The organism is Roseococcus sp. GW821-FHT12F05, from assembly GCF_058806835.1.
In genome coordinates this window covers 322,269-346,933 of record NZ_JBXAQB010000002.1, presented here as the reverse complement: position 1 = coordinate 346,933, position 24,665 = coordinate 322,269, and the positions used below count along the sequence as shown (strand labels likewise).

Below are 24,665 nucleotides of genomic sequence, written 5' to 3'. Positions count from 1 at the left end.
CCAGAAGGAAGAAACCATGGCGCAGGTGATCGTCGTCACGTCGGGCAAGGGGGGCGTGGGCAAGACCACGAGCTCCGCCGCCATCGCCACCGGCCTCGCGCAGCGCGGCAAGAAGACCGTGGTGATCGACTTCGACGTCGGCCTGCGCAACCTCGACCTCATCATGGGCGTCGAGCGGCGGGTGGTCTTCGACATCGTGAACGTCGTGCAGGGCGAGGCGAAGCTGTCGCAGGCCCTCATCAAGGACAAGCGCGTCCCTGGCCTCAGCATCCTTCCCGCGTCGCAGACGCGCGACAAGGACGCGCTGACCAAGGAGGGTGTGCAGACCATCATCGAGGAGCTGTCGAAGGATTTCGACTACATCCTCTGCGACAGCCCCGCCGGCATCGAGAAGGGTGCGCTGCTGGCGCTCTACTTCGCCGACCAGGCGATCGTGGTCACCAACCCCGAGGTCAGCTCGGTCCGCGACAGCGACCGCATCCTGGGCGTGCTGCAGTCCAAGTCCAAGCGCGCCGAGGAGAAGGGCGAGCCGGTGAAGCAGCACCTGCTGCTGACCCGTTACGACCCGGTGCGCGTCGAGCGCGGCGAGATGCTGAAGCTGGAGGACGTGCTGGAGATCCTGGCGATCCCGCTGCTCGGCGTGATCCCGGAGAGCGAGAGCGTCCTGAAGGCCTCGAATGCCGGCAATCCGGTTATCATGGACACGGAGAGCCAAGCGGGACAGGCTTATTCCGATGCGGTCGCCCGATTCCTGGGGGAAGAGAAGCCGCACCGCTTCATCGAGATCGAGAAGAAGAAGGGCCTCCTCGGACGGCTCTTCGGTGGGAGGGCCGCATGAGCTGGCTGAACTTCTTCCGCAAGGAACGCGAGACCAAGGGCAATGCGGCGACCGCCAAGGACCGGCTGCAGGTCATCATCAGCCATGAGCGGGTGAGCCGCACCAAGGAGGATTTTCTCCCCAAGCTCCAGCAGGAGTTGGTGGCGGTGGTTGCGCGCTACGTCTCGATCGACCCGGACAAGGTGCAGGTGAATCTCGAGCGCGGCGGCGATTTTTCGACCCTCGCGATCGACATCGAGCTGCCCGGTCCCGTCGGCCTCGGCGGCCGCGCGGCGTGACGCTGCCGGGGCGGATCGCTCCGCCCTTGCGCGATCGGTGCCGGCCTCTTGCCGATGCGCGCCCGCGCGGGTGAGATGCGCCTCCAAGAAAGCTTCAAGGTTCCCGAATGACTCCCGCATTGAAGGCCGCTGTCGATTTCGCGGCTGCGAACGAGACGCCCTGGCCCCGCGACATCCTGGCCCATTTGGAAAGCGGCTTCTTCGAGCCCGCCCCCGACAACGCGGTGATCGGCCCGACCGCCCCGCGCGGCGGCCCGAACGGCGTGATCTACTGGCACGGCAAGCGCGTCGCCGAATGGGGCGACCCCACGCGCGCCGACATGACCTTCAGCGTGGCCAAGAGCTACCTCGCCATCCTTGCGGGCCTCGCCTGGCGCGACGGGCTGCTGCCGGACCTCGACGCCAAGGTCTCGGAGAAGGTGCCGCACGAGGCCTTCGCCGGCCCGCACAACGGCGCCATCACCTGGCGCCACCTGCTGACCAACACCTCCGAATGGGAGGGCACGCTCTTCGGCAAGAGCGACCTGATCGACCGCGGCCGCAGCCTCGGTGTGGAAGGGAAGGGTGCGAAGCGCAGCAACCGTCCGCTGGCCGAGCCCGGCGGCTACTGGGAATACAACGACGTCCGCGTGAACGCGCTGTCGATGGCGCTGCTGTATCTCTTCCGCCGCCCGCTGCCGGAGGTTTTCGCCGAGCGGATCATGGATCCGATCGGTGCCGGCAAGGGCTGGACCTGGCGCGGCTACACCACCTCGCAGGTAGAGGTCGGCGGCCGGATGATCGAGAGCGTCTCCGGCGGCGGGCACTGGGGCGGCGGCCTCATCATCAATGCCGAGGACCAGGCCAAGGTCGGCCTCCTCGTCGCGGCCGATGGGCAGTGGAAGGGGCGCGAGCTCATCCGCAAGGAATGGCTGGACCTTTGCCGCACGCCCTGCGCGCTGAACCCGCATTATGGCTTCCTCTTCTGGCTCAACACCGGCCGCACCAAATGGCCGAGCGCGAGCGAAAAGGCTGTCTGCTTCTCCGGCGCCGGCGGCGCCACAACCTGGATGGAGCCCGCAGAGGAGATCGTCGCCGTGTCCCGCTGGCTCGACGGCACGAAGCTCGACGGGTTCATGCGACTGGTTCGGGCAGCCCTCGCGGCATAGTGCTTTTTCCGCAGGCGCGGTGTGGCGCGTAAGCCATAATGTCATCCGTACCAGTGTTGCAACCGGGCGTTGCGGATGAGAACCAGAGACGCATGAGTCTCGCGCGTATCGCCACCTTCGCCTTTGCGGGAATCCAGGCTGTGCCCGTGGAGGTGCAGGTGCAGCTCGCACCCGGCCTTCCTGCCTTCCTGGTGGTGGGTCTCGCCGACAAGGCCGTCGCCGAAAGCCGCGAGCGTGTGCGCGCGGCGCTGACCGGCCTCGGCCTGGCGCTGCCGGCCAAGCGTGTGCTGGTGAACCTCGCGCCGGCTGATCTTGCGAAGGAGGGAAGTCATTATGACCTTCCGATCGCGCTGGCCCTGCTCGCTGCCATGGAGGTCATCCCCCGCGACGAGCTGGCGGGCTTCGCGGCCCTCGGCGAGCTGTCGCTGGACGGCTCCATCCTGCCGGTGGCGGGCGTGCTGCCGGCGGCGCTCGGCGCCTCCGCGCGCAGCCTCGGCCTGATCTGCCCCGCGGCGCAGGGCGGCGAGGCGGCCTGGGCGGGCCGCGGCGAGGTGCTGGCGCCGGCCGACCTCCCCATGCTGCTCAACCACTTCCGGGGCGTGCAGGTGATGAGCCCGCCTTCGCCCCCGCCGCTGCAGCGCGAGGAATGGCGCGGCCCCTGCCTCTCCGAGGTGAAGGGCCAGGAGACGGCCAAGCGCGCGCTCGAGATCGCCGCGGCCGGCGGCCACAACCTGCTCATGATCGGCCCGCCCGGCGCGGGAAAGTCCATGCTCGCCGCGCGGCTGCCGGGCCTGCTGCCGGAGCTCACGCCCTCCGAGGCGCTGGAGCTTTCGATGATCCACTCCGTCGCGGGCCTGTTGCGCGACGGCCGTCTCCTCACCCGCCCGCCCTTCCGCGAGCCGCATCATTCCGCGAGCCAGGCCGCGCTCATCGGCGGCGGCAACCGCGCGCGTCCCGGCGAGATCAGCCTTGCGCATCACGGCGTGCTCTTCCTCGACGAATGGCCGGAATTCCCGCGCCCCGCGCTGGAGGCGCTGCGCCAGCCGATGGAGACGGGCCGTGCCGTCATCGCGCGCGCCAATGCGCATGTGAACTATCCCGCGCGCTTCCAGTGCATCGCGGCGATGAACCCGTGCCGCTGCGGCCATCTCGGCGAGACCGCGCGCGAATGCTCCCGCGCGCCGCGCTGCGGCGAAGAGTATGCCGACAAGCTCAGCGGCCCGCTGCTCGACCGCATGGACATCACGCTGGAGGTCCAGGCCGTGCCGCCCGCCGAGCTCGCCCGCGTGCCCACCGGCGAGAAGACCAGCGTCATCGCCGCCCGCGTCCAGGCCGCGCGCGACATCCAGCGCGCGCGCTACGGCGAGGGCGGCCCGCGCCACAACGCGGCGGCCGACGGCACCATCCTGCAGGACACCGCGCGGCTCGATGCCGATGCGAAGCAACTGCTGGAGCAGGCCGCCGAACGGCTCGGACTCTCCGCGCGCGGCTTCGTGCGCACCATCCGACTCGCGCGCACCATTGCCGACCTCGCGGGCCTCGCGAATGTGCAGCGAGCGCATGTTGCGGAAGCGCTCTCCTACCGCGGACGACGGGGCCTGCGCCGCGCCGCGTGACCGGTCGGCGAAACCGCGCTAAGTCGGCGGCGTGATCCGCGCGCCGCTCCTCGCCCTGCTGCTGCTGCTTCCGATCACCACGCTGGCGCAGCCGGTCACGGCCGAGCGCCAGATGGTGGTGGCCTCGCATCCGCTGGCGGCCGAGGCGGGCCGCGCCATGCTCCGCGCGGGCGGCTCCGCGGTCGACGCCGCCATCGCCGTGCAGGCCGTGCTGAGCCTGGTCGAGCCGCAGGCCTCCGGTATCGGCGGCGGCGCCTTCCTGCTGCACTGGAACCCCGCCGACCGCCAGCTCACCGCCTGGGACGGGCGCGAGACGGCGCCGGCCGCGGCGCGGGGTGACCTTTTCCTCCGCGACGGGCGGCCCATGCCCTTTCTCGACGCCATCGTCGGCGGCCGAGCGGTCGGCGTGCCGGGCGTGATGCGCATGCTGCAGGAGGCGCATCACGCCCATGGCAAGCTGCCCTGGCCCGATCTCTTCGCGCCGGCCATCCGTCTCGCGGAGGAGGGATTTCCGGTCTCGCCGCGGCTCGCGCAAGCCATCGCCACCAGCGCGGAGACACTGCGCCGCGATCCCGCCGCGCGCGCGCTGTTCTTCGACGCGGCCGGCGCGCCGCTCGCCGAAGGCGTCCTGCTGCGCAACCCCGCATTGGCCGAGACGCTGCGCGCGCTGGCGGAGCAGGGCGCGGATGCGCTGCATCGCGGCCCCATCGCGGCCGACATCGTCAACGCCGTGCGCCGCCACGCCAATCCGGGGCTGATGACGGGCGACGATCTCGCGGGCTACGCGCCGCGGCAGACCGCCGCCATCTGCGTGCCGTATCGGGTCTACACCGTGTGTTCGCCGCCGCCGCCATCGGGCGGCGCCGTCGTGCTGCAGATCCTCGGCCTGCTCGGCCATTTCGACATGGATGCCGATCCGGCGAGCCTCGATTCCGCGATGCTGCTCGGCGAGGCCGGCCGCCTCGCCTTCGCCGACCGCAACCGCTACATGGCTGATCCGGGCTTCTCGCCGGTGCCGACGGTGGGCCTGCTCGATCCGGCCTATGTCACGCTGCGTGCGCAGATGCTCTCGCTCGATCGCGCCATCGCCGCGCCGCGCCCGGGCAATCCGCGCCGCTTCGGCCCGCCGCTGGCGAGCCAGCCGCCGCAGCCGGAGAACGGCACGGCGCATATGGCGATCGTCGATGCGGAAGGCCGGGCGCTGTCCATGACCACGACGGTCGAGAGCGTCTTCGGCGCGCGCGTCGTGGTGCGCGGTTTCGTGCTGAACAACCAGCTCAGCGACTTCTCCTTCCTGGCCGATCTGGAAGGGCGGCCCGTCGCCAACCGCGTCGAGGGCGGCAAGCGCCCGCGCTCCTCCATGTCGCCGCTGATCGGCTTCCGGGATGGTGAGCTCGATCTCGTCACGGGCTCCGCCGGCGGCTCGCGCATCATAGGCTATGTGGTGCAGTCGGTGGCCGGTACGCTCGACTGGAACCTCGATCCGCAGGCCGCCGCCGCCTTGCCGCATGTCGGCGCGCTCAACGCCCTGACGGAGCTGGAGCAGGGTACGGCCGCGGCGAGCCTGGCGACCGGGCTGATCGGCCGTGGCGTGCCCGTCGAGGCGCGCGAGATGAATTCCGGCACCAACATCATCCGGGTGCAGCGCGACGGCGATTCGCGGCGCCTGCTCGGCGGCACCGACCCGCGGCGCGAAGGCGCCGTGGCTGGAGACTGAACAGCCTATGAGTCGCAGCCTCGCGCGTTTCCTCACGGGCCTCGTGCTCCAGGCGACCGCGCCCATGAAGCCGCGCCGCGCGGCCTCCACGCGCGCGCTCGTCGCCGAAGCGCTGCTGCAGCGCGTGACGGTGAAGACATCGGCCGGGCCGATCGTGGTCGAGTGCCCCTCGTCCCGCGCGCTGCACGACCCGCAGGGCTTCGGCAAGGACGAGCCGGAGACGGTGGCCTGGATCGCGGGACTTCCGACCGACACGGTGCTCTGGGACATCGGCGCGAATATCGGACTCTACAGCCTCTTTGCGGCAAAGCGTGGATTGCGTGTGCTGGCTTTCGAGCCCTCGGCCTCGAGCTTCGCGGCGATGGTGCGCAACATCGAGATCAACGGATTCGACGATCGCATCTCGGCCTACTGCCTGGCTTTCGCGCAGAACACCGGCCTCGTCTCGCTCCACATGGCGAGCACGGCGGCGGGCCATTCCATGCACAGCATCGAGGCGCGCGAGGGAGGCTTCCGCCAGGCCGTGCCGGGCTTCGCGATCGACGATTTCTTCCAACATATGGACGCGCCGGCACCGGGCGCGATCAAGCTCGACGTGGACGGGATCGAGCCCATGATCCTGCGCGGCGCGCGGGCCACGCTGCGCGCGCATGTGCGCGAGGTGCTGGTGGAGATCGACGGCGCCAACGCGGCCGCCGGCGGCAACGGGATTCCGGAGATCCTGGCCTCCTGCGGCTTCCGCGAGGCGCCGATGGAGGGCGCTGCGCGGAACCGGAGATTCGTGAAGCCCTAAGGGCGGATGTTCTTTTCCGCCACGAGGCGCGTCCAGGTGGCGAGCTCGGTCTCGATCCGCCGCCCCAGCGCGGCACCGTCGCCGGTCATCGGCGCCGCGCCCTGGGCGGCGAAGCGCTCGCGCACCGCAGGCATGGCGTTCACCTGCGTCACGGCCTGGCGCAGGCGCGTGGCGATGGCGGGATCGAGGCCGCGCGGCGCGAGCAGCCCGTACCAATAGGTCAGGGCGAAGTCGTAGCCGGCCTCGCGCACCGTCTGCACCCCGGGAAAGGCCGCGACCTCGCCGCCCGGCGTGCTGACGGCGATGGCGCGCACCTGCCCGGCCTGCATGCCGGATATCATGGTCGCCGGCGCGGTGAGGACGAGCTGGATCCGCCCGGCGACGGTATCGAGGAAGGCCGGCCCCGCGCCGCGATAGGGCACGTGCGTCATGCGCATCCCCGCGAGGTCCTGGAAGACCTCCATGTAGAGATGCATCGTCGAGCCATTGCCCATGGAGCCGTAGTTCAACACCTCCGGCTGGGCGCGCGCCATCGTGACCAGCTCGCGCAGGTTATGGACCGGCAGCGCTGACGGCACCGTGAAGACGACGGGATAGTCCACCAGCTCGGCGACCGGCTCCATGGCGGTGCGCATGTCGAAGCCGAGGTCGGGCAGCAGCGGCGGCACCGTCACGATGGAATTGTCGGTGATCAGCAGCGTGTATCCGTCGGGCCGCGCCTGCACGACCTGATTCCAGCCGACGGCACCGCTGCCGCCGGTGCGGTTCTCCACCACGAAGGACTGGCCGAGCACCGCCGTGAGCTGCTGCGCGTAGAGGCGTGCCACGAAATCCGTGGTGCCGCCGGCGGCCCAGGTGATGACGACCCGCACGGGCCGCTCCGGCCAGGACGTCTGGGCGGATGCCGGAACGGCCAAGGACAGCAGGGCCGCCAGCCCAGCCAGCAGATGACGAAAGGCGAGGATCATGGATGCGTTTCCCTGGCCGCCACGGCGGCCTTTCCGATTGTCCCGACGGTCTAATCGGAAGCGGGGAGGCGGTCCAGAAGGTGCTTAGTGGCTCGGCGTGCCGAGGGTGAAGAGGATCATCAGCCCGACCATCAGCAACACGCCCAGCACGACCGGGACGGCGAGGGCCAGAAGCAGGAGCGTTGCCAGCCCGGTCCGCCCGCGCCGATGCAGCATCGCCGCGCCGCCGAGCACCGCGACGGCCACCACCAGCATCGTGACCATGGGCGAGATCATGAGCCAGGTTTCGCCCGGCGCTCGCGGAATCACCGTCCGGGTGCCGTCCAACAGGTTGGTAGAGACCAGCTGTGACGTTGAGAGCTCGATGCATTGCCACAGTGCGAAAGCCGCGATGAGCAGGTCGATGCCGAAGAGGATGCGGAACTTCGTCATGGCCTAGTGATGCGCCCCGCCCATGCTGAAGAGGATGATGATGAGGCCCAGCCCCAGCAGCGCCAGCACGGCCGGGATTGCGGGGATCAGCAGCACCAGGCTGGCCAGGCCGGATCGCCCCCGGGTGTTCAGCGTCGCGGCGCCCCAGAGTGAGCCGAGGCAAATCGCCAGGACGAGAAACTCGGTCGCCATCAGGGCGCCATAGAAATAGCGCTCCGTGAGCAGGGAAAAGAATTGCTGCAGCACGAAGAGCGCGATGAGCGCGTCGAAGATGAAGAGGATGCGGAATCGGGTCATGTTGGACGTCCCTTCTGGGGCGTCCAACATGCGCGGGCCTCATGCCCGGCGGATCGCGCCGGCTGTGGGATCGTGTCGCGTCGGTCGCGCCGGTCTCAGCCGGCGGCGCGCAGCACCTGTCGCCAGACGCGCAGGAAATTCCCCGACCAGAGCAATCCGATCTCTCGCGCGCCATAGCCGCGGCGCTCCAGCTCCGCGGTGATGTTCCGCGTCTCCGAGGCGTTCGCCCAGCCGACCACGCTGCCGCCGCCGTCGAAGTCGGAGGAGATGCCGACATGGTCGAGGCCGATGCGCCGGACCGCGTGCTCCACATGGTCCACGAGGTCGGCGACGCTCGCCTGGGTCACGCCGTTCGCGCCCGGGGCCTTGAGGAAGGAGGCGACGGCGGTGACCTGCGCCACGCCGCCCACCCGGCGGATCATGTCGAGCTGCTCGTCGTCGAGGTTGCGCGGATGCGCGCAGAGCGCGGCGCAGGCCGTGTGCGTCACGGCGATGGGCACGCGCGAGAGCTCCGCCGCCTGCATCATCCCCGTCTTCGAGACATGCGAGCAGTCGAGCATCAGCCCCACGCGGTTCATCTCGCGGATCGCGGTGCGGCCGAGGGCGGAGAGCCCGCCATGCTCGCTTTCGCCGTCGCCCAGGTTCTTTCTCGGGCGGGCGCTGTCGGACAGCGCGTTGTGCCCGTCGTGGGTCAGCGTGAGGTAGATGGCGCCGAGCCTGCGCCACAGCGCGATGCGGCCGAGGTCCTGGCCCATCGCATAGCCGTTCTCGACGGCGGAGAGCACGGCGGGGAGGCCGTCGGCGAAGGCGGCCTCCACCTCGTCGGGTGTCGCGCAGAAGCGGCTCGCGACGCCGTCGGCGCGGGCGCGGATGTGGTGCAGCATGGCCTCGGCCCGCGCGGCTGCCGCGGCGTGGCCCGCATAGTCGCGCGCCCCCTGGCCGACATAGGCGATGAAGACCGCGGCGCTCATGCCGCCGGCGAGCATCTTCGGCAGGTCCACGCATTGCTTGGTGTCGGAGAGCCAGTCGGGCGTCTCGGGCCAGCGGATGTCGATATGCGTGTCGAGGACGAGGGGGTTCAGTTCGTTCACTTCGCGTCTCCGAAGCCCGTGAGGAAGCGCTTCAGGAGCTGGCCGAGGATGTCCACGTTGTAGCCGCCCTCCTGACAGATGGCGGTGGGCAGCTTCAATCCGCCGATGGCCGCGCCGGCGCGGGAGAAGCCCTCCTCGGTGACCTTCAGCGCGGCGAGCGGCTCGAACTCGCTGGCGTCGAAGCCGAGTGGCACGATCAGGGCGTCGGGCCTGAAGGCCTGGATCGCGGCGATGGCGGTGTCGAGCGCCGCAAGCCAGCCCTCGTCGCCCGTGCCGAAGGGCTGCGGGAGGTTGAGGTTTGCCGCGCCCTTCTCCTCGGCGAAGCCGACATACCAGGGGTAGTAGCGCGCCGGATCGCCGTGGATGGAGATGGTCAGCACGTCCTCGCGGTCCCAGAAGATGCCCTGCGTGCCGTTGCCGTGATGGCTGTCGATGTCGAGCACCGCCACGCGCGCGGCGCCCGCGTCGCGCAGCCGCTGCGCCGCCAGCGCGCTGTTGTTGATGTAGCAATGGCCGCCGGCGCGGCTCGCATAGGCGTGGTGGCCGGGCGGGCGGCAGAGCGCATAGGCCGCGCCACCCTTCGCCGCGACATCCGCCGCCGCCAGCGCGCAGCCCGCCGCTGATATCGCGGCCTCCCAGGTGCCGGGGCCGATGGGGCAGGCCGCATCGGCCATGTGCATCCCGGCGCGCGAGATGACGTGGCCGGGCGGGCGCTGCATTTGCGCCAGCATCTCCGGCGTCGGGTGGATATTGGCCACGACCTCGGGGCCGGCCTCGGGCAGCTCCGCCCATTGCGCGGCGGCGTGCTCGAGGAAATCCAGGTAGTCGGGCGTGTTGAGCTTCAGCAACTCGTCCCGCGTCGCGGGCTTCGTCGCTTCCGGGACAAGGCCCAGCGCGTCCAGCCCGGCCCGCAGCGAGGCCGCCCGGGCGGGGATCTCGAAGTTGGATCGCACGGTGCCGCGCATGAGGAAGAACTCTGGCGCATGCCGCGCTTCGTCAGGGTGGTGGAAAGTCTTCATCCCATGAGTGAAGCGCGCCTTGGTGCCCTGGACAACCGCGGCGCCCGTTGGCCATGCTGCGCCGCATGAATTCGCTCGATGCCGGCGCCCGACGCGCCATCCTGGACGCCGCCGATTCCCTTCGTGACGAGACGCTGGACTGGCTGTTCCGGCTGGTGCGCTGCCCGTCGACGCTGGGCAACGAGGCCTCGGCGCTGAACGAGATGGAGCGGCTGTACCGCTATCTCGGCCTTGCGCCGATCCGCGTGCCGACGGTGCCGGAGAAGCTGGCGGGCCATCCCGGCTTCTCGCCGCCGCTGATCTCCTACGAGGGGCGCGACAACGTCGCGGCCATCCACCGCCCGAAGAGTGCAAAGGGCCGCAGCCTCGTGCTGCAGGGCCATATCGACGTCGTGCCCGAGGGCGCGGCCGACATGTGGGAGACGCCGCCCTATGCGCCGACCATCCGCGACGGCCGCGTCTATGGCCGCGGTGCCGGCGACATGAAGGCGGGCGTCGTCGCCTACAACATGGCCTTCCTCGCCCTGAAGCGCGCTGGCCTCCAGCCCGCCGCCGAGGTGCAGCTCCAGGCGGTGATCGAGGAGGAGTGCACGGGCAACGGCGCGCTCGCCACCATGCTCGCCATGCCCAAGGCGGACGGCGTGATCATCCCCGAATCCGGCCCCGGCCGGGACGGCTACTACACCGCCGAGGTCGGCGTGGTCTGGGCCTGGGTCACGGTGAGCGGGCGGCCCGCGCATGTGAGCCGGATGCAGTCCGGCATCAACGCGATCGAGGCGGCCAACGTCATCGCCGGCGCCTTCAAGGACTACGAGGCCGAGCGCAACCGGGCCGAGAACGTTCACGCGGCCTTCCATGGCCACAACCACCCGATCAACGTGAACCTCGGCACGATCGAGGGCGGCGAGTGGAACAGTTCCGTGGCCACGCGGTGCCGCATCGGTATGCGCGTGGGCGTCATGCTCGGCTATCCAGCAAGCCAGGTGCGCACGGATATCGAGGCGCTTGTCGCCAAGGCCGCGAGCGACGAGCGGCTTCGCGGCACCCAGGTGAAGCTGGAGTTCAGGGGCTTCATGGCGGACGCCTGCATGCTCTCCAGCGACGACCCGATCGCGATGACGGTCCGCCGCAGCTATGCCGAGGCCACGGGCGCCGAGCTGCCGGGCGTGTCGATCCTGGGCCTCACCGATGCGCGCCACTTCAAGCTCTACCAGGATACGCCGGCCTTCGTCTTCGGCCCGGACGCGCAGGAAGTGCACGGCATCGACGAGAGCGTCGCCATCGAGAGCGTCCACAACGTCACGCGCACCATCGCGCTGAGCATCGCGGAGTGGTGCGGAGTGGAGAGCCTATGAGCCAGACCAACCTTCCCCTGTCCGGCGCCCGCCTCTGGGACAGCCTGATGGAGATGGCTGAGATCGGCGGCACGCCCAAGGGCGGCTGCAATCGGCAGACGCTGACCGACGTGGATGCCCAGGGCCGCGCGCTTTTTCAAAAGTGGGGCGAGGCGGTCGGGCTGACGCTGACGGTGGACCGTCTCGGCAACATGATCTTCCGGCGCGAGGGCAAAAATCCCTCGCTGCCGCCGGTGGCCATCGGCAGCCATCTCGACACGCAGCCCACAGGCGGCAAGTACGACGGCGTGCTCGGCGTCCTCGCGGGACTGGAGATCATGCGTGCCCTGCACGAGGCCGGTGCGGAGACCGAGGCGCCGCTGCTCCTCATCAACTGGACCAATGAGGAGGGCTCGCGCTTCTCGCCGCCCATGATGGGCAGCGGCGGCGCCATGGGCATCTTCACCGAGGCGGAGATCCTCGCGAAGACCGCCTTCGACGGCGCCGTCTTCGGCGAGGAGCTGAAGCGCATCGGCTGGCAGGGCACGGCCGATCCCGCCGATCTCCAGAAGGTCGGCCACTATCTGGAACTGCACATCGAGCAGGGCAAGCTGCTGGAGGATGGCGGCCAGGACGTCGGCATCGTCACCCACGCCCTCGGCCAGACCTGGTTCGAGGTTGTCGTGGAGGGCGAGGAGGCGCATGGCGGCTCACCCATGGCCGGGCGGCACGACGCGCTCATGGCCGCGGCGCCGCTGATGGCAGCCGTGGAGGAGATCGCGCTGAGCACCGTCTCCGCAAGCGGCGAGCCGGGCCGCGGCACGGTGGGCGTCGTCGACATCTACCCCGCCAGCCGGAACATCGCGCCGAGCCGCGTCTTCTTCACCATCGACACGCGCCATGGCGACCCGGAGTGCCTGGCCGCGATGGAGAGCAAGCTGAAGGGGCGCGCGGAGGAGCTTGCGCTGGAGCGCGGCGTGAAGATCACCGTCACCAACTTCTGGCATTCGCCGAACACGCCCTTCGATCCGGCGCTGATCCAGCGCGCCCGCGACGGCGCCACCGCGCGCGGGCTGAAGTGGCGGGACATCCCGACCGGCATCGGCCACGACGCCGTCTACATGGCACGCAAGGTGCCGACGGTGATGGTCTTCTGCCCCTGCCATGGCGGCCTCAGCCACAACGAGGCCGAGAGCATCACGCCCGAATGGGCGACCGCCGGCCTGCAGGTGCTGGCCGATGCGGCGCTGGTCACCGCGGGGCTCGTAAAGCCGTGAACCTGCCGCTCTCGCCCGACCGGCTCTGGGACCGCCTGATGGAAATGGCGCAGATCGGCCCCATCCCGGGCGGCGGCAACAATCGCCCGGCGCTGTCGAAGCTGGATGGCGAGGCGCGCGCGCTGCTGGCAAAATGGGGCGAGGAGATCGGGCTGACGGTCACCGCGGATCGCCTCGGCAACATGATGCTGCGGCGCGAGGGCCGCGACCCCACGCGCAAGCCCGTGCTGGTCGGCAGCCATCTCGACACGCAGCCCAGCGGCGGAAAATTCGACGGCCCCTATGGTGTGCTCTCCGGCCTGGAGATCCTGCACGCGTTGCACGAGAGCGGCACGGTCACCGAGGCGCCCATCATCCTCGTGAACTGGACCAGCGAGGAGGGCTGCCGGTTCAGCCCCTCGATGATCGGCGCGGCCGGCGCCATGGGCATCCTCTCCGAGGCGGCGGTGCTGAATGCGCCGGCGATCGAAGACGGCGAGCGCTACGGCGACGCGCTGAAGGCCACGGGCTGGGATGGCGCCGCCGATCCTGCCGCGCTCCAGGCCGCCGCCGCCTATTTCGAGGCGCATATCGAGCAGGGGCCCGTGCTGGAGCGCGAGGGCTACGAGGTCGGCATCGTCACCGGCGGCTTCGCCACCGAGCGTGCGCAGGTCACCGTCATCGGCGAGACCAGCCATGCCGGCACCACGCCCATGGAGATGCGCCGCGACGCGCTGCTCGGCACCGCCGAGATGATGTCCGCCGCCGAGGCCATCCTGCACCGCATCGCGCCCGAGGGCCGCATGACGGTCTGCCGCTTCATGGTGGACCCCGGCGCCGATGGCGTGGTGCCCGGCGAGGTGCGCTTCTCCTTCGACTACCGCCACCCGTCGAATGAGACCCTGGACCGGCTCCTCTCCGAAGCCGATGCCGCCTTCGCGGACATCGCCGCGCGGCGAAAGCTGGCCGTGAAGCGCGAGCCCTACTGGAGCTTCCGCGCCGTGGTCTTCGATCAGGGCCTGGCCGCCCGCCTGCGCGACGCCGCCGACCGCCATAGCGCGCGCCATCGCGACATCCTCTCCGGCGCGGGCCACGACGCCTATCACGCCGCCGCGCGCATGCCGGCGGTGATGCTCTTCATCCCTTGCCATGGCGGCGTCAGTCACCATCCGAGCGAATCCATCTCCCGCGAATGGTCGGAGAAGGGCTTGCGGGTGCTCGCCGATGCCGTCATCGCCACCGCTGACACCAAGGACTGACAAGATGCGCATCGCCGTCGGCGGCTTCCTGCACGAGAGCCACTCCTTCGCCCCCGTCGCCACGAACTGGCAGAACTTCCTCCAGCCGGGCGGGCTGCCGCCGCTGCAACGCCCGGCCGGGATGTTCGACGGCCTGCGCGGCACCTCGGCCTGCGCCGCCGCCGCGATCACGGAGGCGGTGGAGCAGGGCGCCAGCGTGGTTCCGCTCGGCTGGACCTTCGCCCAGCCGGCCGGCCCGGTGACGCGCGAGGCCTTCGAGCGCATCAGCGCGATGCTCATCGACGCGCTCTCCGGCGCGCTCATGGATGGCCCGCTCGACGGCATCTTCCTCGACCTGCATGGCGCCATGGTCAGCGATGACTATCCCGATGCCGAGGGCGAGGTGCTGCGCCGCGTCCGCGCCGTCGCGGGCAGCGATATCCCGGTCGCCATCACGCTCGATCCGCACGCCAACATGACGCGGCTGATGGCCGAGCTCTCCGATGTCATCGTGCCCTACCGCACCTATCCGCATATCGACATGCTGGCGGTCGGCAAGCGCTCCATGAGCCTGCTGCTCAAGCGCATCGCGCGCGGCGCGCCCTGGGCCATGGCCTTCCGCGAGCTCGACTTCCTGATCCCCATCACCAGCCAGTGCACCATGGTCGAGCCCATGGCCGGCGTGATGGGCAAGCGCGCCGAGCTGGAGCAGGACATCGTCGAGCTCGCCTACTGCTTCGGCTTCCCCTATGCGGACTTTCCCGGCTGCGGCCAGGCCATCGCCGCCTATGCTGAGACGAAGGAGGCTGCTGCTGCGGCGGCGGATGCGCTGCAAAAGCACATCGCCGGGCTGGAGAGCGCCTTCATCGGCGGCGTGCAGGAGGCGCCCGAGGCTGTGGCCGAGGCGATCCGCGTCGCGTCGAATGCCGGCAAGCCCGTGGTGATCGCCGACACGCAGGATAATCCCGGCGGCGGCGGCCATGGCGACACGACCGGCCTGCTGGCCGAGCTGATCCGCCAGGATGCGCAGGGCGCCGTCATCGCGCCGATGAACGACGCCGAGGCCGCCCTGGCCTGCCATGCCGCGGGCGAGGGCGCGACGGTCAGCCTTGCGCTGGGCGGCAAGAGCGACGGCGCGCCCTTGCAGGTCACCGGCGTGGTGGAGCGGCTGGGCGACGGGAAGTTCACGCTCACCGGGCCGATGGGGAAGGGGAACCCGGCGGATCTTGGTCCCTCGGCCCTGCTGCGGATCGGCGGCGTGCGCGTCGTCATCGTCAGCCGGAAAATGCAGGCGCATGACCAGTCGATGTTCCAGCACATCGGCGTGGAGCCGGCGGACCAGAAAATCCTCGCCGTGAAGTCCAGCGTGCATTTCCGTGCGCATTTCCAGCCCATCGCGGAGACCGTGATCGTCGCCGCCGCGCCCGGCCCCGTGGTGGCCGACCCGGCGACGCTGCCCTTCACCGCGCTGCGCGAGGAGATGCGGCTGCGCCCCGGCGACAACCGCCGCTTCGGCTGGCAGAAGTACCGCCAGCCCAAGGGGCCGCCGCTGAGCAGCATCGACCCGACGGAAGCCTCAACGGCCGAGTGAGGCGGCAGCCTCGCGCAGCAGCGCGAGGTGCCGCGGCTGTGCGGGATCGCCGAAGGCCGTCGCCAGGCCGGAGAGGCTGAGCGCGCCCAGCAGTGCGCCGTCCGGCGCCAGGATCGGCACGCCCAACCCCGCGAGGCCGATCACGAAATCGTCCCGCGCCAGCTCCCAGCCACGGGCGCGGATGGCCTTCGCCGCGCGCTCCAGCCGGTCCGGGCGCGTCTCGGCCGCGGGCGTCCGGGTCGCCATGGGCAGGGCCAGGGCGCGCGCCCGATCGGACTCGGAGAGATGCGCCAGCAGCACGCGCGGCCCCGCGCCGCTGTTCATGGGTGCGTGGGCGCCCACGGCGAACCAGACCGCGTCCACCTCGGGCAGGGGGGCCATCGCGCGGTCGAGGCACAGGGCCATGCCCTCGTCGGCGATCCAGAGGAAGCTGGTCGTGCCGGTCTGCCGGGCGAGGTCGCGCAGCAGGCCGGCGGCCGAGGCGCGCAGGCTCCCGCCCGTCTCCACCGCAGCCGCCAGGCTCAGGACCTTCGGCGTGAGGGCGTAGCGGCCGCTCGCCGCGTCGTGACGCACCACGCCCGCGAGCGTCAGCGTCTGCAGCAGCCGCCGCGCCGTGCCCTTGTCGAGCTGGGCGGCCTGGGCGAGCTCCGTCAGGCCCTGGCGTGGCCTCTCAGGCGAGAAGGCGGCGAGGAGGGCTAGGCCGCGATCCAGGGCGCGGACGACCGGGACGCTGGGCATCAGCTCCGGATGTATCATGGGATGACACTAATCCATCATCCATTGACACCGCAAGTTCAGCGCTTCTAGCGTGGCCCCGCCAGACCGGAGCCGTCGCCATGCCCATCCTCGAATCCCTCATCGCCCTGAAGCCCGAGATGACGGAATGGCGCCGCGATTTCCACGCCCATCCCGAGATCGGCTTCGAGGAGGTCCGCACGTCAGGCATCGTGGCGGAAAAGCTGGAATCCTGGGGCATCGAGGTGCATCGCGGGATCGGGAGGACCGGCGTGGTCGGCGTGCTGCGCGGGAAGCACCCGGGCAATCGCAGCATCGGGCTGCGCGCCGACATGGACGCGCTGCCCATGCCGGAGCTCAACGAGTTCGCCCATCGCAGCACCTACCCCGCCGCCATGCATGCCTGCGGCCATGACGGGCACACCGCCATGCTGCTCGGCACCGCGAAGCATCTCGCCGCCACGCGCGACTTCTCCGGCACCGTTCATTTCATCTTCCAGCCGGCCGAGGAAGGCCTGACCGGCGCGCTGGCCATGGTGGAGGACGGGCTGTTCCGCCGCTTCCCCTGCGACGCCGTCTACGGCATCCACAACCTGCCGCAGCTGCCGCTCGGCGTGGTGGCGATCCGCCCCGGCACCGTGCTCGCCGCCGTGGACTACTTTGCCATCAAGCTGAAGGGCCGCAGCAGCCACGCCGCCGAGCCGCATCGCGGCCTCGACCCGCTGCCGGGCGCGACCCAGCTCTACAGCGCCCTGCAATCCCTGGTGAGCCGGCGCATGAGCCCGCACAGCACGGCGGTGCTGAGCATCGGCCAGTTCCACGCCGGCACCTCCGACATCGTGATCCCCGAGGTGGTGGAGATGCGCGGCACCATCCGCACCCTGACGCCCGAGAACCGCAGGCAGATGGACGAGCTGTTCCATCAGATGGTCGCCGGCACCGCCGCCGCCCATGGTCTCGAGCTGGAGCTGGACTACCGTCGCTCCTACCCGCCCACCATCAATACGCCGGAGCAGTCGGCCCTGGCCGCCGACGCGGCCGCCGCCGTGGTCGGTCCTGAGGGCATCAAAGACGATTTCCCCTCGCTCACCGCCGGCGAGGATTTCTCCTACATGCTGCAGGCCTCCCCGGGCGGTGCCTTTCTCCTGCTCGGCCAGGCGGGCGAGGCCGGCGACCATGCCGTCCCCGTCCACAACGGCCGCTACGACTTCAACGACGAGCTCCTGCCGATCGGCGCGAGCTGCTTTGTCGGCATCGTCGAGAAGGAGTTGTCCCGAGCCTAGCAGCCGGACCAATCTCGGCGGAACGTCGAATCAGGGGCGACAGCATGCACTCCGTCGAGGTCTTCGAGCTGGTGATCGCGATGCTGCTCGCGATCATCATCCTGCACTATGCCGCCCATCGCCTTTCTCTGCCGCCCGCCGTCGCCCTCCTGGCCGGCGGCACGGCGCTGGCCTTCCTGCCCGGCGTGCCGGTCGTCTCGATCGACCCCGAGCTGGTGCTGGTGATCTTCCTGCCGCCGCTGCTGATGGATGGTGCCTGGTTCACCGCGATCAGCCCTTTCCGGCGGCATCTCATCGGCATCCTGTCGCTCGCCGTCGGCGCGGTGATCTTCACGACCCTGGTGGTCGCCGTCGTCGCGCATCTGCTGATGCCTTGGCTGCCCTGGGCGGCCTGCGCGGCACTGGGCGCCATCGTCTCCCCGCCCGACGCCGTCTCCGCGCGCGCGGTGCTCCAGCGCGTCCGCCTGCCCCGGCGGATCATGACGCTGCTGGAAGGCGAGAGCCTGCTCAACGACGCCACGGGCCTGGTGCTGTTCCGCTTCGCGGTGGCGGCGGTGCTGACGGGCGCCTTTGACGCCGGCGACGCCGTGATGAGCTTCGTGATCCTGGCCATCGGCGGTGCGCTGGTCGGCGGCGCGATCGGCGGCCTCTGGGTGCTGCTGGTCCGCCGGCTCGGCCAGGACGACCTGGTGATCGCGGCCTCCGTCCTGCTCTGCTGGGCGGCCTATCTGGCGGCCGAGACGCTCCACGTCTCCGGTGTCATCGCGACGGTGACGGCGGGTCTCGTGGGCGGGTGGTACCAGCATGTCGTCCTGTCCGCCCGGATGCGCATTCGCGGCACCGCCTTCTGGACCGTGATGATCTTTCTCTTCGAGGCCTCGGTCTTCATCCTGATCGGCTTCTCGCTGCGCGGCGTGCTCGACCGCGTGGGCGGGCTCGAGCGGGTCGTCGACCAGATGGCCTTGCCCGCCCTGGCCATCATTCTGGCCGCCACGGTGGCGCGATTCGCCTGGGTCTTCGCATCGGATCTCGTGATCCTCGCGGCGCAGCGGCTCCGCCTCACCGACAAGACGCCGCTCGGCCCCCGGGCCTCGGCCGTGATCAGCTGGGCCGGCATGCGCGGTGTCGTGACGCTGGCGGTCGCGCTGACCCTGCCCGAAACCATGCCCGGCCGCGACTTCATGCTAGTGACGGCCTTCGCCATCATCCTGGTCACGGTGCTGGTCCAGGGTGCGACCCTGGGTCTGGTCATCCAGCTCCTCGATCTTCGGGAGCCTCGGGAGGCCAAACCCCGGCTCAGCCTTTCCCAGGCCGAAGCCGCGATGGTCCGGGTGCAGCTGACGGTTGTCGAGAAGATGGCCTATGACGGGGATGGGAAGCTGGTGCATCCGCAACTGCTCAACAGGTACCAGCGCCAGGCCGCGATCATGAAGGAATACCCCGGACGGGAGGCTGAGCACGCACCGATGCTGCAGGCGCACTATGCGGTGATCTTTGCCGCCATCGCGGCCGGGCGGGCCGAGCTCGTGCGCCTGCACCGCGCCGCCGAGATCGACGACGAGACGCTGCACAATCTGGAGCGCGACCTGGACCTCGAGGAGCTCAGCGCGATCTCGGCGACGTCCTGAGGGGGATGGTTGCGCCTTGAGGGGCTCCGCTCCTCAAACACCCAGGCAAGAACCCCAGGTTCTTGCATCTCCGATCCGTTTTAAGGTCCAGGGCCAAAAGCTCTGGCGGGGCTGGCGCCGAAGGCGAGACAGCTGCGAGAGGGCGGAGCCTTCTCCCATCCGCCATGCGAGACGACGCGCCGTCAGGCCGCCGCCGTCTCCAGCTCCCGCCCGCGGATGAAGTCGCTCGCCTTCTCCGCGATCATCAGCGTCGTCGCATAGGTGTTGGCGCTGGTCATGGACGGCATGATCGAGGCGTCCACCACGCGCAGCCCTTCCAGCCCGCGCACGCGCAGCCGGTCGTCCACCACGGCCATGGGGTCGGTGTCCGGCCCCATCCGCGCCGTGCCGATGAGGTGGTAGGTCGTGCTGCCATTCTTGAAGGCGAAGTCGAGCAGCTCGTCGTCGGTCTGCACGTCCTTGCCGGGCAGCGTCTCCGTGTCCACGAAAGGTGCCAGCTCGGGCGTGGAGAGCATCCGCCGCAGCAGCCGCATGCCGCCGATATGCACGCGGCGGTCCATCTCGTCCGAGAGGTAGTTGGGCTGGATCTCCGGATCCTCGAAGACGTCGGTGCTGCGCGCGCGCACCCAGCCCTTGCTCTCCGGCCGGTGCTGCCAGGCACCCGCGGTCATGCCGGGATAGTCGTCCAGCACATAGACCATGCCCTCCTTGTAGGAGCCCGGCGTGAAGACGCATTGCAGGTCCGGCTGGTCGAGCCCTTCGAAGCTCTTCCAGAAGACGTGCACGTGCGAGGGCGCGGTGGCGAGGATGCTGTCGCGCCCCGTGCCCCACCGCAGGATCTGGTTGCCGAGCTTCAGCCCGCGCGAGAGCTCGTTCAGCGTCTCGACGCCGGGCTTGGCTCGCATCACGAAGCGGCTGGCATAATGGTCGCGGAAATTCTCGCCGACGCCGGCGAGCTCGTGCTTCACCTCGACGCCGAGCTTCTGCAGCAGCCAGGCCGGCCCGATGCCGGAGACCTGCATCAGCCGGGCCGTGTTCGCGGTGCCGCCCGACAGGATCACCTCGCGCCGCGCCCGCACCTCGGTCGGCGCGCCGCCGCGCTCGCTGATGTAGCGCACGCCCACCGCCTTCTTGCCGTCGAGAACAATCGCATTGGCGCGCGCATTGGTGCGCAGCGAGAGGTTCGGCCGGCTCAGCGCGCCGTGCAGGAAGGCCCGGTACGAACTCACGCGTTTCCCATTGAGGATCGCGCGTTGAAAGTAGCCGACGCCCGCCTGGTCGCCGCTGTTGTAGTCGGGGTTGCGGGGAATCCCCATGCCGACGCAGCCGGCGATGAAGGCCTCGGAGAGCGGGTGGATCCAGTCCATGTCCGTCACCGGGATGCCCTGGGTGCGGCCGCGGCGGGTGTCGTCGCCGAAGCCGATGCGCCGCTCGGTGCGGCGGTAGTAGGGCAGGCTGTCCGCATAGCCCCAGCCGCGGTTGCCCATCTGCGCCCAATGGTCGAGGTCGCCGGGCTGGCCGCGGTTGTAGATCATCCCGTTCACCGAGGAGCTGCCGCCCAGCGTGCGCCCCTGCACGGTCGCGATGCGCCGCCCGCCCGTGCGCTCCGTGGGCTCCGTGCTGAACTGCCAGGTGACGCCGGGGTCCTTCAGCGTCTTGATGAAGCCGGCGGGGATGTGGATGAACGGGTTGCGGTCCTTCGGCCCGGCCTCCAGCACGCAGACGGAGACGGCGGGGTCCTCGCTGAGCCGCGCCGCCAGTAGCGATCCGGCCGCGCCGCAGCCCACGATCACGTAGTCGAACTCGTCCATTCCGCCCGTCTCCCCGAGATTCAACCCAGGGTAGCGCGTCGCGGGATTTCACGGAACTGACGTCGCATGCGGCGATGGCGCGCGACAGATTGCGGCCCACCCGGCCGAGAACGACCATGACCCATCCATCGAAACACGCCCTTCCCTACGGAGCGGCGGAGCCTGCGCCCTCGGCCCTGCGCGGCGGGCTGACCAGCGCCGCCATCACGCTGGCGCTGATGCTGCCCGTGGCCTTCGCCGTCGCCGATCACGGCTGGCTCTTCGCCGCCGTGGCCTTCGGCGTGAGCTGCCTGGCCGTCGCGGCCCTCTGCATCGCGCTGCCGCACGGCTCGCTCTTCGCGCTCGGGGTGGTGACGGGGATCGCCGTCTATATCTGCCTCTACGTCGTCATCGGGCGGAGCGCCTTTCCCGGCATCCTCTGGTGGGCGGATCCCCTGGCCTTCGCCATGCCGATCCTGTCCTTCGCCGCGCTCTGCGTGCTGCGGCGCCGAGAGTTTCCCGCGCCCGGCCCGGCCGAGCGGGACGGCATCGCGGACATGGCGCATCTCTCGCGCTTCGGCCGCTGGCTGACCTGGTGCGCGGTGCTGGCCATCCTCTGCCTCGGCCTCCCGCTGAACCGGTTCGCGCCCGAGTGGCAGACGGCCGCGCTGCTGGGATCGATGGCCATCCTCTCGGCCATCTCGTTGCATTCGATGCGCGACGTCGTGCGGCTGCTGGCCGACGTGGCGGGCATCCTGGCCTCGGTGGCGGCGCGGATGCGCTTCCTGGCCGCGCCGATGGTGACCTATACCCTGCTCTTCTCGCTGCTGGCGGTGGCTTTCGGCTGCTTCTACCGGATCGCGGATGGGCTTTCGCAGAGGCCGCTCTTCCAGAAGTTCGGCCAGATCGCGCGGCTGGACTTTTCCGAGACGCTGCACTTCTCGATCGTGACGCTGGCGACGGTCGGCTACGGCGACATCCTGCCGATGGATGACGGCGTGCGTCTGCTGGCGACGATCCAGATGATCATCGGCCAGCTCTTGCTGCTCTTCGGCTTCGCCGAGATCATGCGCGAAAAGCTGAAGGAATGAAGGTCCAGGAAACGAGTTTCCTGGCGGGGGCTGGCCGCGAAGCGGAGACAGCGGGGGCGGAGCCCCTTCGTCAGAACGGCGAAAGAATATCGATGAGCTGTTGCCCCAGTCTCGGCTGCTGGATATCCGACAGCGACCCTCTCCCCCCATAGGCGATCCGCGCCTCCGCGAGCCGATCGTGCCGGACGGTGTTGTCGCTCCCGATATCCTGCGTCCGCACGATCCCCTGCAGCGAGAGCTCGCGCAGCTCGTTGTTCACGCGCACCTCCTGACGCCCGGACACCACCATGTTGCCGTTCGGCAGCGACTGCGTGACGGTCGCCGCAAGGCGCAGCGTGATCTGCTCGTTGCGCCGCACCGTGCCGTTGCCGTCGGTCGTGCCGGTGCTGTTGGTGTTGATCAGGCTCGCCGGATTGGCGCCGCGCGGCAGCAGCCGCCGCGTCTGGGTCTCGAGGCCGAGCATGTTGGGCACGCCCATGGTCTCCGTCCCGTTGCGGCTGCTCTGGGTGCGGTTCTGCAGCTGCGCCTCGTCCTGGATCTCGACCAGGACGGTGATCAGGTCTCCCACCTGCGCCGCCCGCTGATCGCGGAGAAAGGTGCTGCTGCCCGGCCGCCAGAGCGAGTTCGCCATGGGCGGCGCCTCGCGGGGCTGCGGCATGGGCATGGTGACGGGCCGCCAGCGCGGATCCTCCGTGGGATTCGTTACGGGCGACATGTCCGGCGCACGGCCGACGCGGGAGAGCCGCTCGGCCTGGCCGCATCCGGCCAAGGCGAGCAGCGCGAGAAGGGCGAGGCGCGGGCTCATCGGGCGGCCATCGGGATGGTGCCCATCGCGACGCGCACGCGCCCCGGCGCCACCGCCACGCCCTCGACGATGCTCCGGCTGGCGAGGTTCATCACGGGCACGGTGCCGCCGCGCGCCGCCGCTTCCAGCGCGCGTCCCTGGGCGGTGAGCGAGATGCCGGGCGATTCCAGCAGCAGCGTCACCAGCGCGTTCTTCTGCACGATCGAGGGCGGCCCGAGGTCGACGAGCGCATAGCCCTGCTCCGAGGCCATCGGCCGCCGCAGCTCCTGCCCCACCACCTGCTCCAGCTGCTGCGCGTGGCCTGGCCGCACGCGCTCGCCGCGCATCCGCACGAGCCGCGCGTCGTTGCGCCCGACGATCTCGCCCAGCGCCATGCGCCGCGTGGCGACCACCACCGGCACCGTCGGCACCGCCCGCCCGGCGACACGCAGCCGCTGCGTGCCGGCGCCGTCGGCGAGCACGACCAGCGTCGCCTGGAAGCGCGCGCCCGGCTGCTCCACCGAGGCGCCTTCCACCGCGATCTGGAACCACGCCGCCGCCGGGACCATCGGTGGGATCAGCCCCGGCAGCTCGATCTCCATCTCCGCGTCGATGCCGTGATGTGCGAGCTCCTCGCGCAGAACGGCCTCGATGTCGGCGCGTGGCACCTGGCGCCCGGGCCGCTCCACCACGATGCGATCCGAGGCGGTGAGCGGCCGCCACGCGACACCGTAGCGCCGCGCGATGTTCACGAGATTCTGCGTCTCCAGCACCATGCGCCGGCCAGGCGGCGGCGCGGCGGCGATCACCGTGTCCGGCGCGGGATCGAAGAGGTCGGAGAGGCGCAGCGTATCGCCGTCCAGCAGCGCGCCTGGGCGCAGCAGCGACGGCTCGGCCGCCTGCGCGGGTGTTGCGAAGGCGAGCAGCACGAGGAGGGAACGCCGGCGCATCAGCGCAGCCTCGTCAACGTCTCGAGCATCGAATCCGACGCGGTGATCACGCGGCTGTTCATCTCATAGGCGCGCTGCGCGGTGATCAGCGAGGTGATCTCCTGCACCGTGTTCACATTGCTGGTCTCGATGAAGCCCTGCGAGACGGCGCCATGCCCCGGCTGCCCGGGCGCCGCCGCCTGCGGCTGGCCGGATCCCGGCGTGGCCAGGAACAGGTTGTCGCCCACCGCTTCCAGCCCGCCTTCGTTGGCGAAGATGGCAGTCTGGATCTGCCCGACATTCTGCGGCGCGATCTGCCCATCGAGCGCTGCCAGCACCTCGCCGCTCGCATTGATGGTAACGTCGCGCGCCGCGGCCGGGATGGTGATGCCCGGCTGCACCACATAGCCCTCGGCCGTGACGATCACGCCCTCCGGGCTCAGCGCGAAGGTGCCGTCGCGCGTGTAGGCGATCTCGCCCGAGGGCAGCTGGATCTGGAAGTAGCCGTTGCCGCGGATCGCGAGGTCGAACCGGTTCTCCGTCTGCTGCAGGCTGCCCTGCTCGGAGACGCGGTAGATCGCCGCCGTCCGAACGCCCAGGCCGATCTGCGCGCCCGAGGGCAGCACGCTGCCGGTGTCGCTGCTCTGCGAGCCGACGCGGCGCAGGTTCTGGTAGATCAGGTCCTGGAACTCGGCGCGGCGGCGCTTGTAGCCCGTCGTGCTCATGTTCGCGAGGTTGTTCGAGATGACCTCCACATTGGTCTGCTGCGCGAGCATGCCCGTGGCGGCGATGTGCAGGGATCGCATGTC

23 protein-coding genes are annotated in these 24,665 nt (G+C 70.2%); 13 read left to right on the top strand and 10 right to left on the bottom strand.

Features of this window, described 5'->3' with window-relative positions:
• The first annotated feature begins 16 nt into the window (after positions 1–16).
• The 6 genes from minD to AC1ROY_RS06410 all read left to right on the top strand — a co-directional run bounded on the left by minD (position 17) and on the right by AC1ROY_RS06410 (position 6,390).
• Positions 17–838: a septum site-determining protein MinD gene (gene minD / locus AC1ROY_RS06435; protein WP_493147770.1), complete on the top strand. Its 822-nt coding sequence runs from the start codon at positions 17–19 to the stop codon at positions 836–838.
• Positions 835–1,116 (top strand): cell division topological specificity factor MinE, encoded by a 282-nt coding sequence (gene minE, locus AC1ROY_RS06430; protein ID WP_493147769.1) that lies wholly within the window; start codon positions 835–837, stop codon positions 1,114–1,116. Before minD ends, minE begins: the two co-directional genes overlap by 4 nt.
• Before the next feature lie 107 nt (positions 1,117–1,223).
• The gene (locus AC1ROY_RS06425) at positions 1,224–2,264 is read left to right on the top strand and encodes a serine hydrolase domain-containing protein (RefSeq protein ID WP_493147768.1); all 1,041 of its coding nucleotides are present in this window, start codon (positions 1,224–1,226) and stop codon (positions 2,262–2,264) included.
• A 92-nt stretch (positions 2,265–2,356) separates the two neighbouring features.
• Positions 2,357–3,880, top strand: coding sequence for a YifB family Mg chelatase-like AAA ATPase (locus AC1ROY_RS06420; protein ID WP_493147767.1), 1,524 nt, complete (start codon positions 2,357–2,359; stop codon positions 3,878–3,880).
• Positions 3,881–3,911: 31 nt separating this feature from the next.
• Positions 3,912–5,597 carry a gamma-glutamyltransferase gene (gene ggt, locus AC1ROY_RS06415; protein WP_493147766.1) on the top strand — a complete coding sequence of 562 codons (1,686 nt, stop codon included), beginning with the start codon at positions 3,912–3,914 and terminating at the stop codon, positions 5,595–5,597.
• 7 nt (positions 5,598–5,604) lie between these two features.
• A complete protein-coding gene (locus AC1ROY_RS06410; RefSeq protein WP_493147765.1) occupies positions 5,605–6,390 on the top strand; it encodes an FkbM family methyltransferase in 786 nt (261 codons plus the stop codon).
• On the opposite strand, the gene AC1ROY_RS06405 is transcribed toward AC1ROY_RS06410, so the two are convergent.
• The 5 genes from AC1ROY_RS06405 to AC1ROY_RS06385 all read right to left on the bottom strand — a co-directional run bounded on the left by AC1ROY_RS06405 (position 6,387) and on the right by AC1ROY_RS06385 (position 10,143).
• On the bottom strand, positions 6,387–7,358 hold the full coding sequence (locus AC1ROY_RS06405) for a Bug family tripartite tricarboxylate transporter substrate binding protein (RefSeq protein WP_493147764.1): 972 nt from the start codon (positions 7,356–7,358) through the stop codon (positions 6,387–6,389). The two genes, AC1ROY_RS06410 and AC1ROY_RS06405, sit on opposite strands and share 4 nt — an antisense overlap.
• A gap of 84 nt (positions 7,359–7,442) precedes the next feature.
• Positions 7,443–7,790, bottom strand: a complete 348-nt coding sequence (locus AC1ROY_RS06400) for a hypothetical protein (RefSeq protein ID WP_493147763.1) — start codon at positions 7,788–7,790, stop codon at positions 7,443–7,445.
• A 3-nt stretch (positions 7,791–7,793) separates the two neighbouring features.
• Positions 7,794–8,087 carry a hypothetical protein gene (locus AC1ROY_RS06395; RefSeq protein WP_493147762.1) on the bottom strand — a complete coding sequence of 98 codons (294 nt, stop codon included), beginning with the start codon at positions 8,085–8,087 and terminating at the stop codon, positions 7,794–7,796.
• Positions 8,088–8,182: 95 nt separating this feature from the next.
• A complete protein-coding gene (locus AC1ROY_RS06390; protein WP_493147761.1) occupies positions 8,183–9,178 on the bottom strand; it encodes a dipeptidase in 996 nt (331 codons plus the stop codon).
• Entirely contained in the window at positions 9,175–10,143 is a 969-nt protein-coding gene (locus tag AC1ROY_RS06385; protein ID WP_493147760.1) for a histone deacetylase family protein, read from the bottom strand. The genes AC1ROY_RS06390 and AC1ROY_RS06385 overlap by 4 nt, the downstream gene beginning before the upstream one ends.
• 107 nt (positions 10,144–10,250) lie before the next feature.
• On the opposite strand from AC1ROY_RS06385, the gene AC1ROY_RS06380 reads away from it, so the two are divergent.
• The 4 genes from AC1ROY_RS06380 to AC1ROY_RS06365 are packed head-to-tail and all read left to right on the top strand — an operon-like array spanning position 10,251 to position 15,616.
• Positions 10,251–11,552 carry an ArgE/DapE family deacylase gene (locus tag AC1ROY_RS06380; protein ID WP_493147759.1) on the top strand — a complete coding sequence of 434 codons (1,302 nt, stop codon included), beginning with the start codon at positions 10,251–10,253 and terminating at the stop codon, positions 11,550–11,552.
• Complete coding sequence (locus tag AC1ROY_RS06375) at positions 11,549–12,808, top strand: Zn-dependent hydrolase (protein ID WP_493147758.1); 1,260 nt, start codon at positions 11,549–11,551, stop codon at positions 12,806–12,808. Before AC1ROY_RS06380 ends, AC1ROY_RS06375 begins: the two co-directional genes overlap by 4 nt.
• Positions 12,805–14,046 (top strand): Zn-dependent hydrolase, encoded by a 1,242-nt coding sequence (locus tag AC1ROY_RS06370; protein ID WP_493147757.1) that lies wholly within the window; start codon positions 12,805–12,807, stop codon positions 14,044–14,046. The genes AC1ROY_RS06375 and AC1ROY_RS06370 overlap by 4 nt, the downstream gene beginning before the upstream one ends.
• A 4-nt stretch (positions 14,047–14,050) precedes the next feature.
• Entirely contained in the window at positions 14,051–15,616 is a 1,566-nt protein-coding gene (locus AC1ROY_RS06365; protein WP_493147756.1) for a M81 family metallopeptidase, read from the top strand.
• Here the strand turns inward: AC1ROY_RS06365 and AC1ROY_RS06360 are convergent.
• Positions 15,602–16,354 (bottom strand): IclR family transcriptional regulator, encoded by a 753-nt coding sequence (locus AC1ROY_RS06360; protein ID WP_493147755.1) that lies wholly within the window; start codon positions 16,352–16,354, stop codon positions 15,602–15,604. The genes AC1ROY_RS06365 and AC1ROY_RS06360 overlap by 15 nt on opposite strands.
• Positions 16,355–16,452: 98 nt before the next feature.
• Between AC1ROY_RS06360 and AC1ROY_RS06355 the strand changes: the two genes are divergently transcribed.
• The gene (locus AC1ROY_RS06355) at positions 16,453–17,634 is read left to right on the top strand and encodes a M20 aminoacylase family protein (protein WP_493147754.1); all 1,182 of its coding nucleotides are present in this window, start codon (positions 16,453–16,455) and stop codon (positions 17,632–17,634) included.
• A gap of 44 nt (positions 17,635–17,678) precedes the next feature.
• A complete protein-coding gene (locus AC1ROY_RS06350) occupies positions 17,679–19,262 on the top strand; it encodes a Na+/H+ antiporter (RefSeq protein ID WP_493147753.1) in 1,584 nt (527 codons plus the stop codon).
• 182 nt (positions 19,263–19,444) lie between these two features.
• On the opposite strand, the gene AC1ROY_RS06345 is transcribed toward AC1ROY_RS06350, so the two are convergent.
• Complete coding sequence (locus AC1ROY_RS06345) at positions 19,445–21,073, bottom strand: GMC family oxidoreductase (RefSeq protein ID WP_493147752.1); 1,629 nt, start codon at positions 21,071–21,073, stop codon at positions 19,445–19,447.
• Positions 21,074–21,189: 116 nt separating this feature from the next.
• On the opposite strand from AC1ROY_RS06345, the gene AC1ROY_RS06340 reads away from it, so the two are divergent.
• Positions 21,190–22,143 (top strand): potassium channel family protein, encoded by a 954-nt coding sequence (locus tag AC1ROY_RS06340; RefSeq protein WP_493147751.1) that lies wholly within the window; start codon positions 21,190–21,192, stop codon positions 22,141–22,143.
• Between the two features lie 70 nt (positions 22,144–22,213).
• Here AC1ROY_RS06340 and flgH read toward each other — a convergent pair whose 3' ends face one another.
• Genes flgH through flgG form a run of 3 tightly spaced genes read right to left on the bottom strand, consistent with a single transcriptional unit; the run spans position 22,214 to position 24,662 of the window.
• Entirely contained in the window at positions 22,214–22,948 is a 735-nt protein-coding gene (gene flgH, locus AC1ROY_RS06335; protein ID WP_493147750.1) for a flagellar basal body L-ring protein FlgH, read from the bottom strand.
• On the bottom strand, positions 22,945–23,877 hold the full coding sequence (flgA, locus tag AC1ROY_RS06330; protein WP_493147749.1) for a flagellar basal body P-ring formation chaperone FlgA: 933 nt from the start codon (positions 23,875–23,877) through the stop codon (positions 22,945–22,947). The genes flgH and flgA overlap by 4 nt, the downstream gene beginning before the upstream one ends.
• Positions 23,877–24,662, bottom strand: coding sequence for a flagellar basal-body rod protein FlgG (flgG, locus tag AC1ROY_RS06325; protein ID WP_493147748.1), 786 nt, complete (start codon positions 24,660–24,662; stop codon positions 23,877–23,879). Before flgG ends, flgA begins: the two co-directional genes overlap by 1 nt.
• Positions 24,663–24,665: the final 3 nt, after the last annotated feature.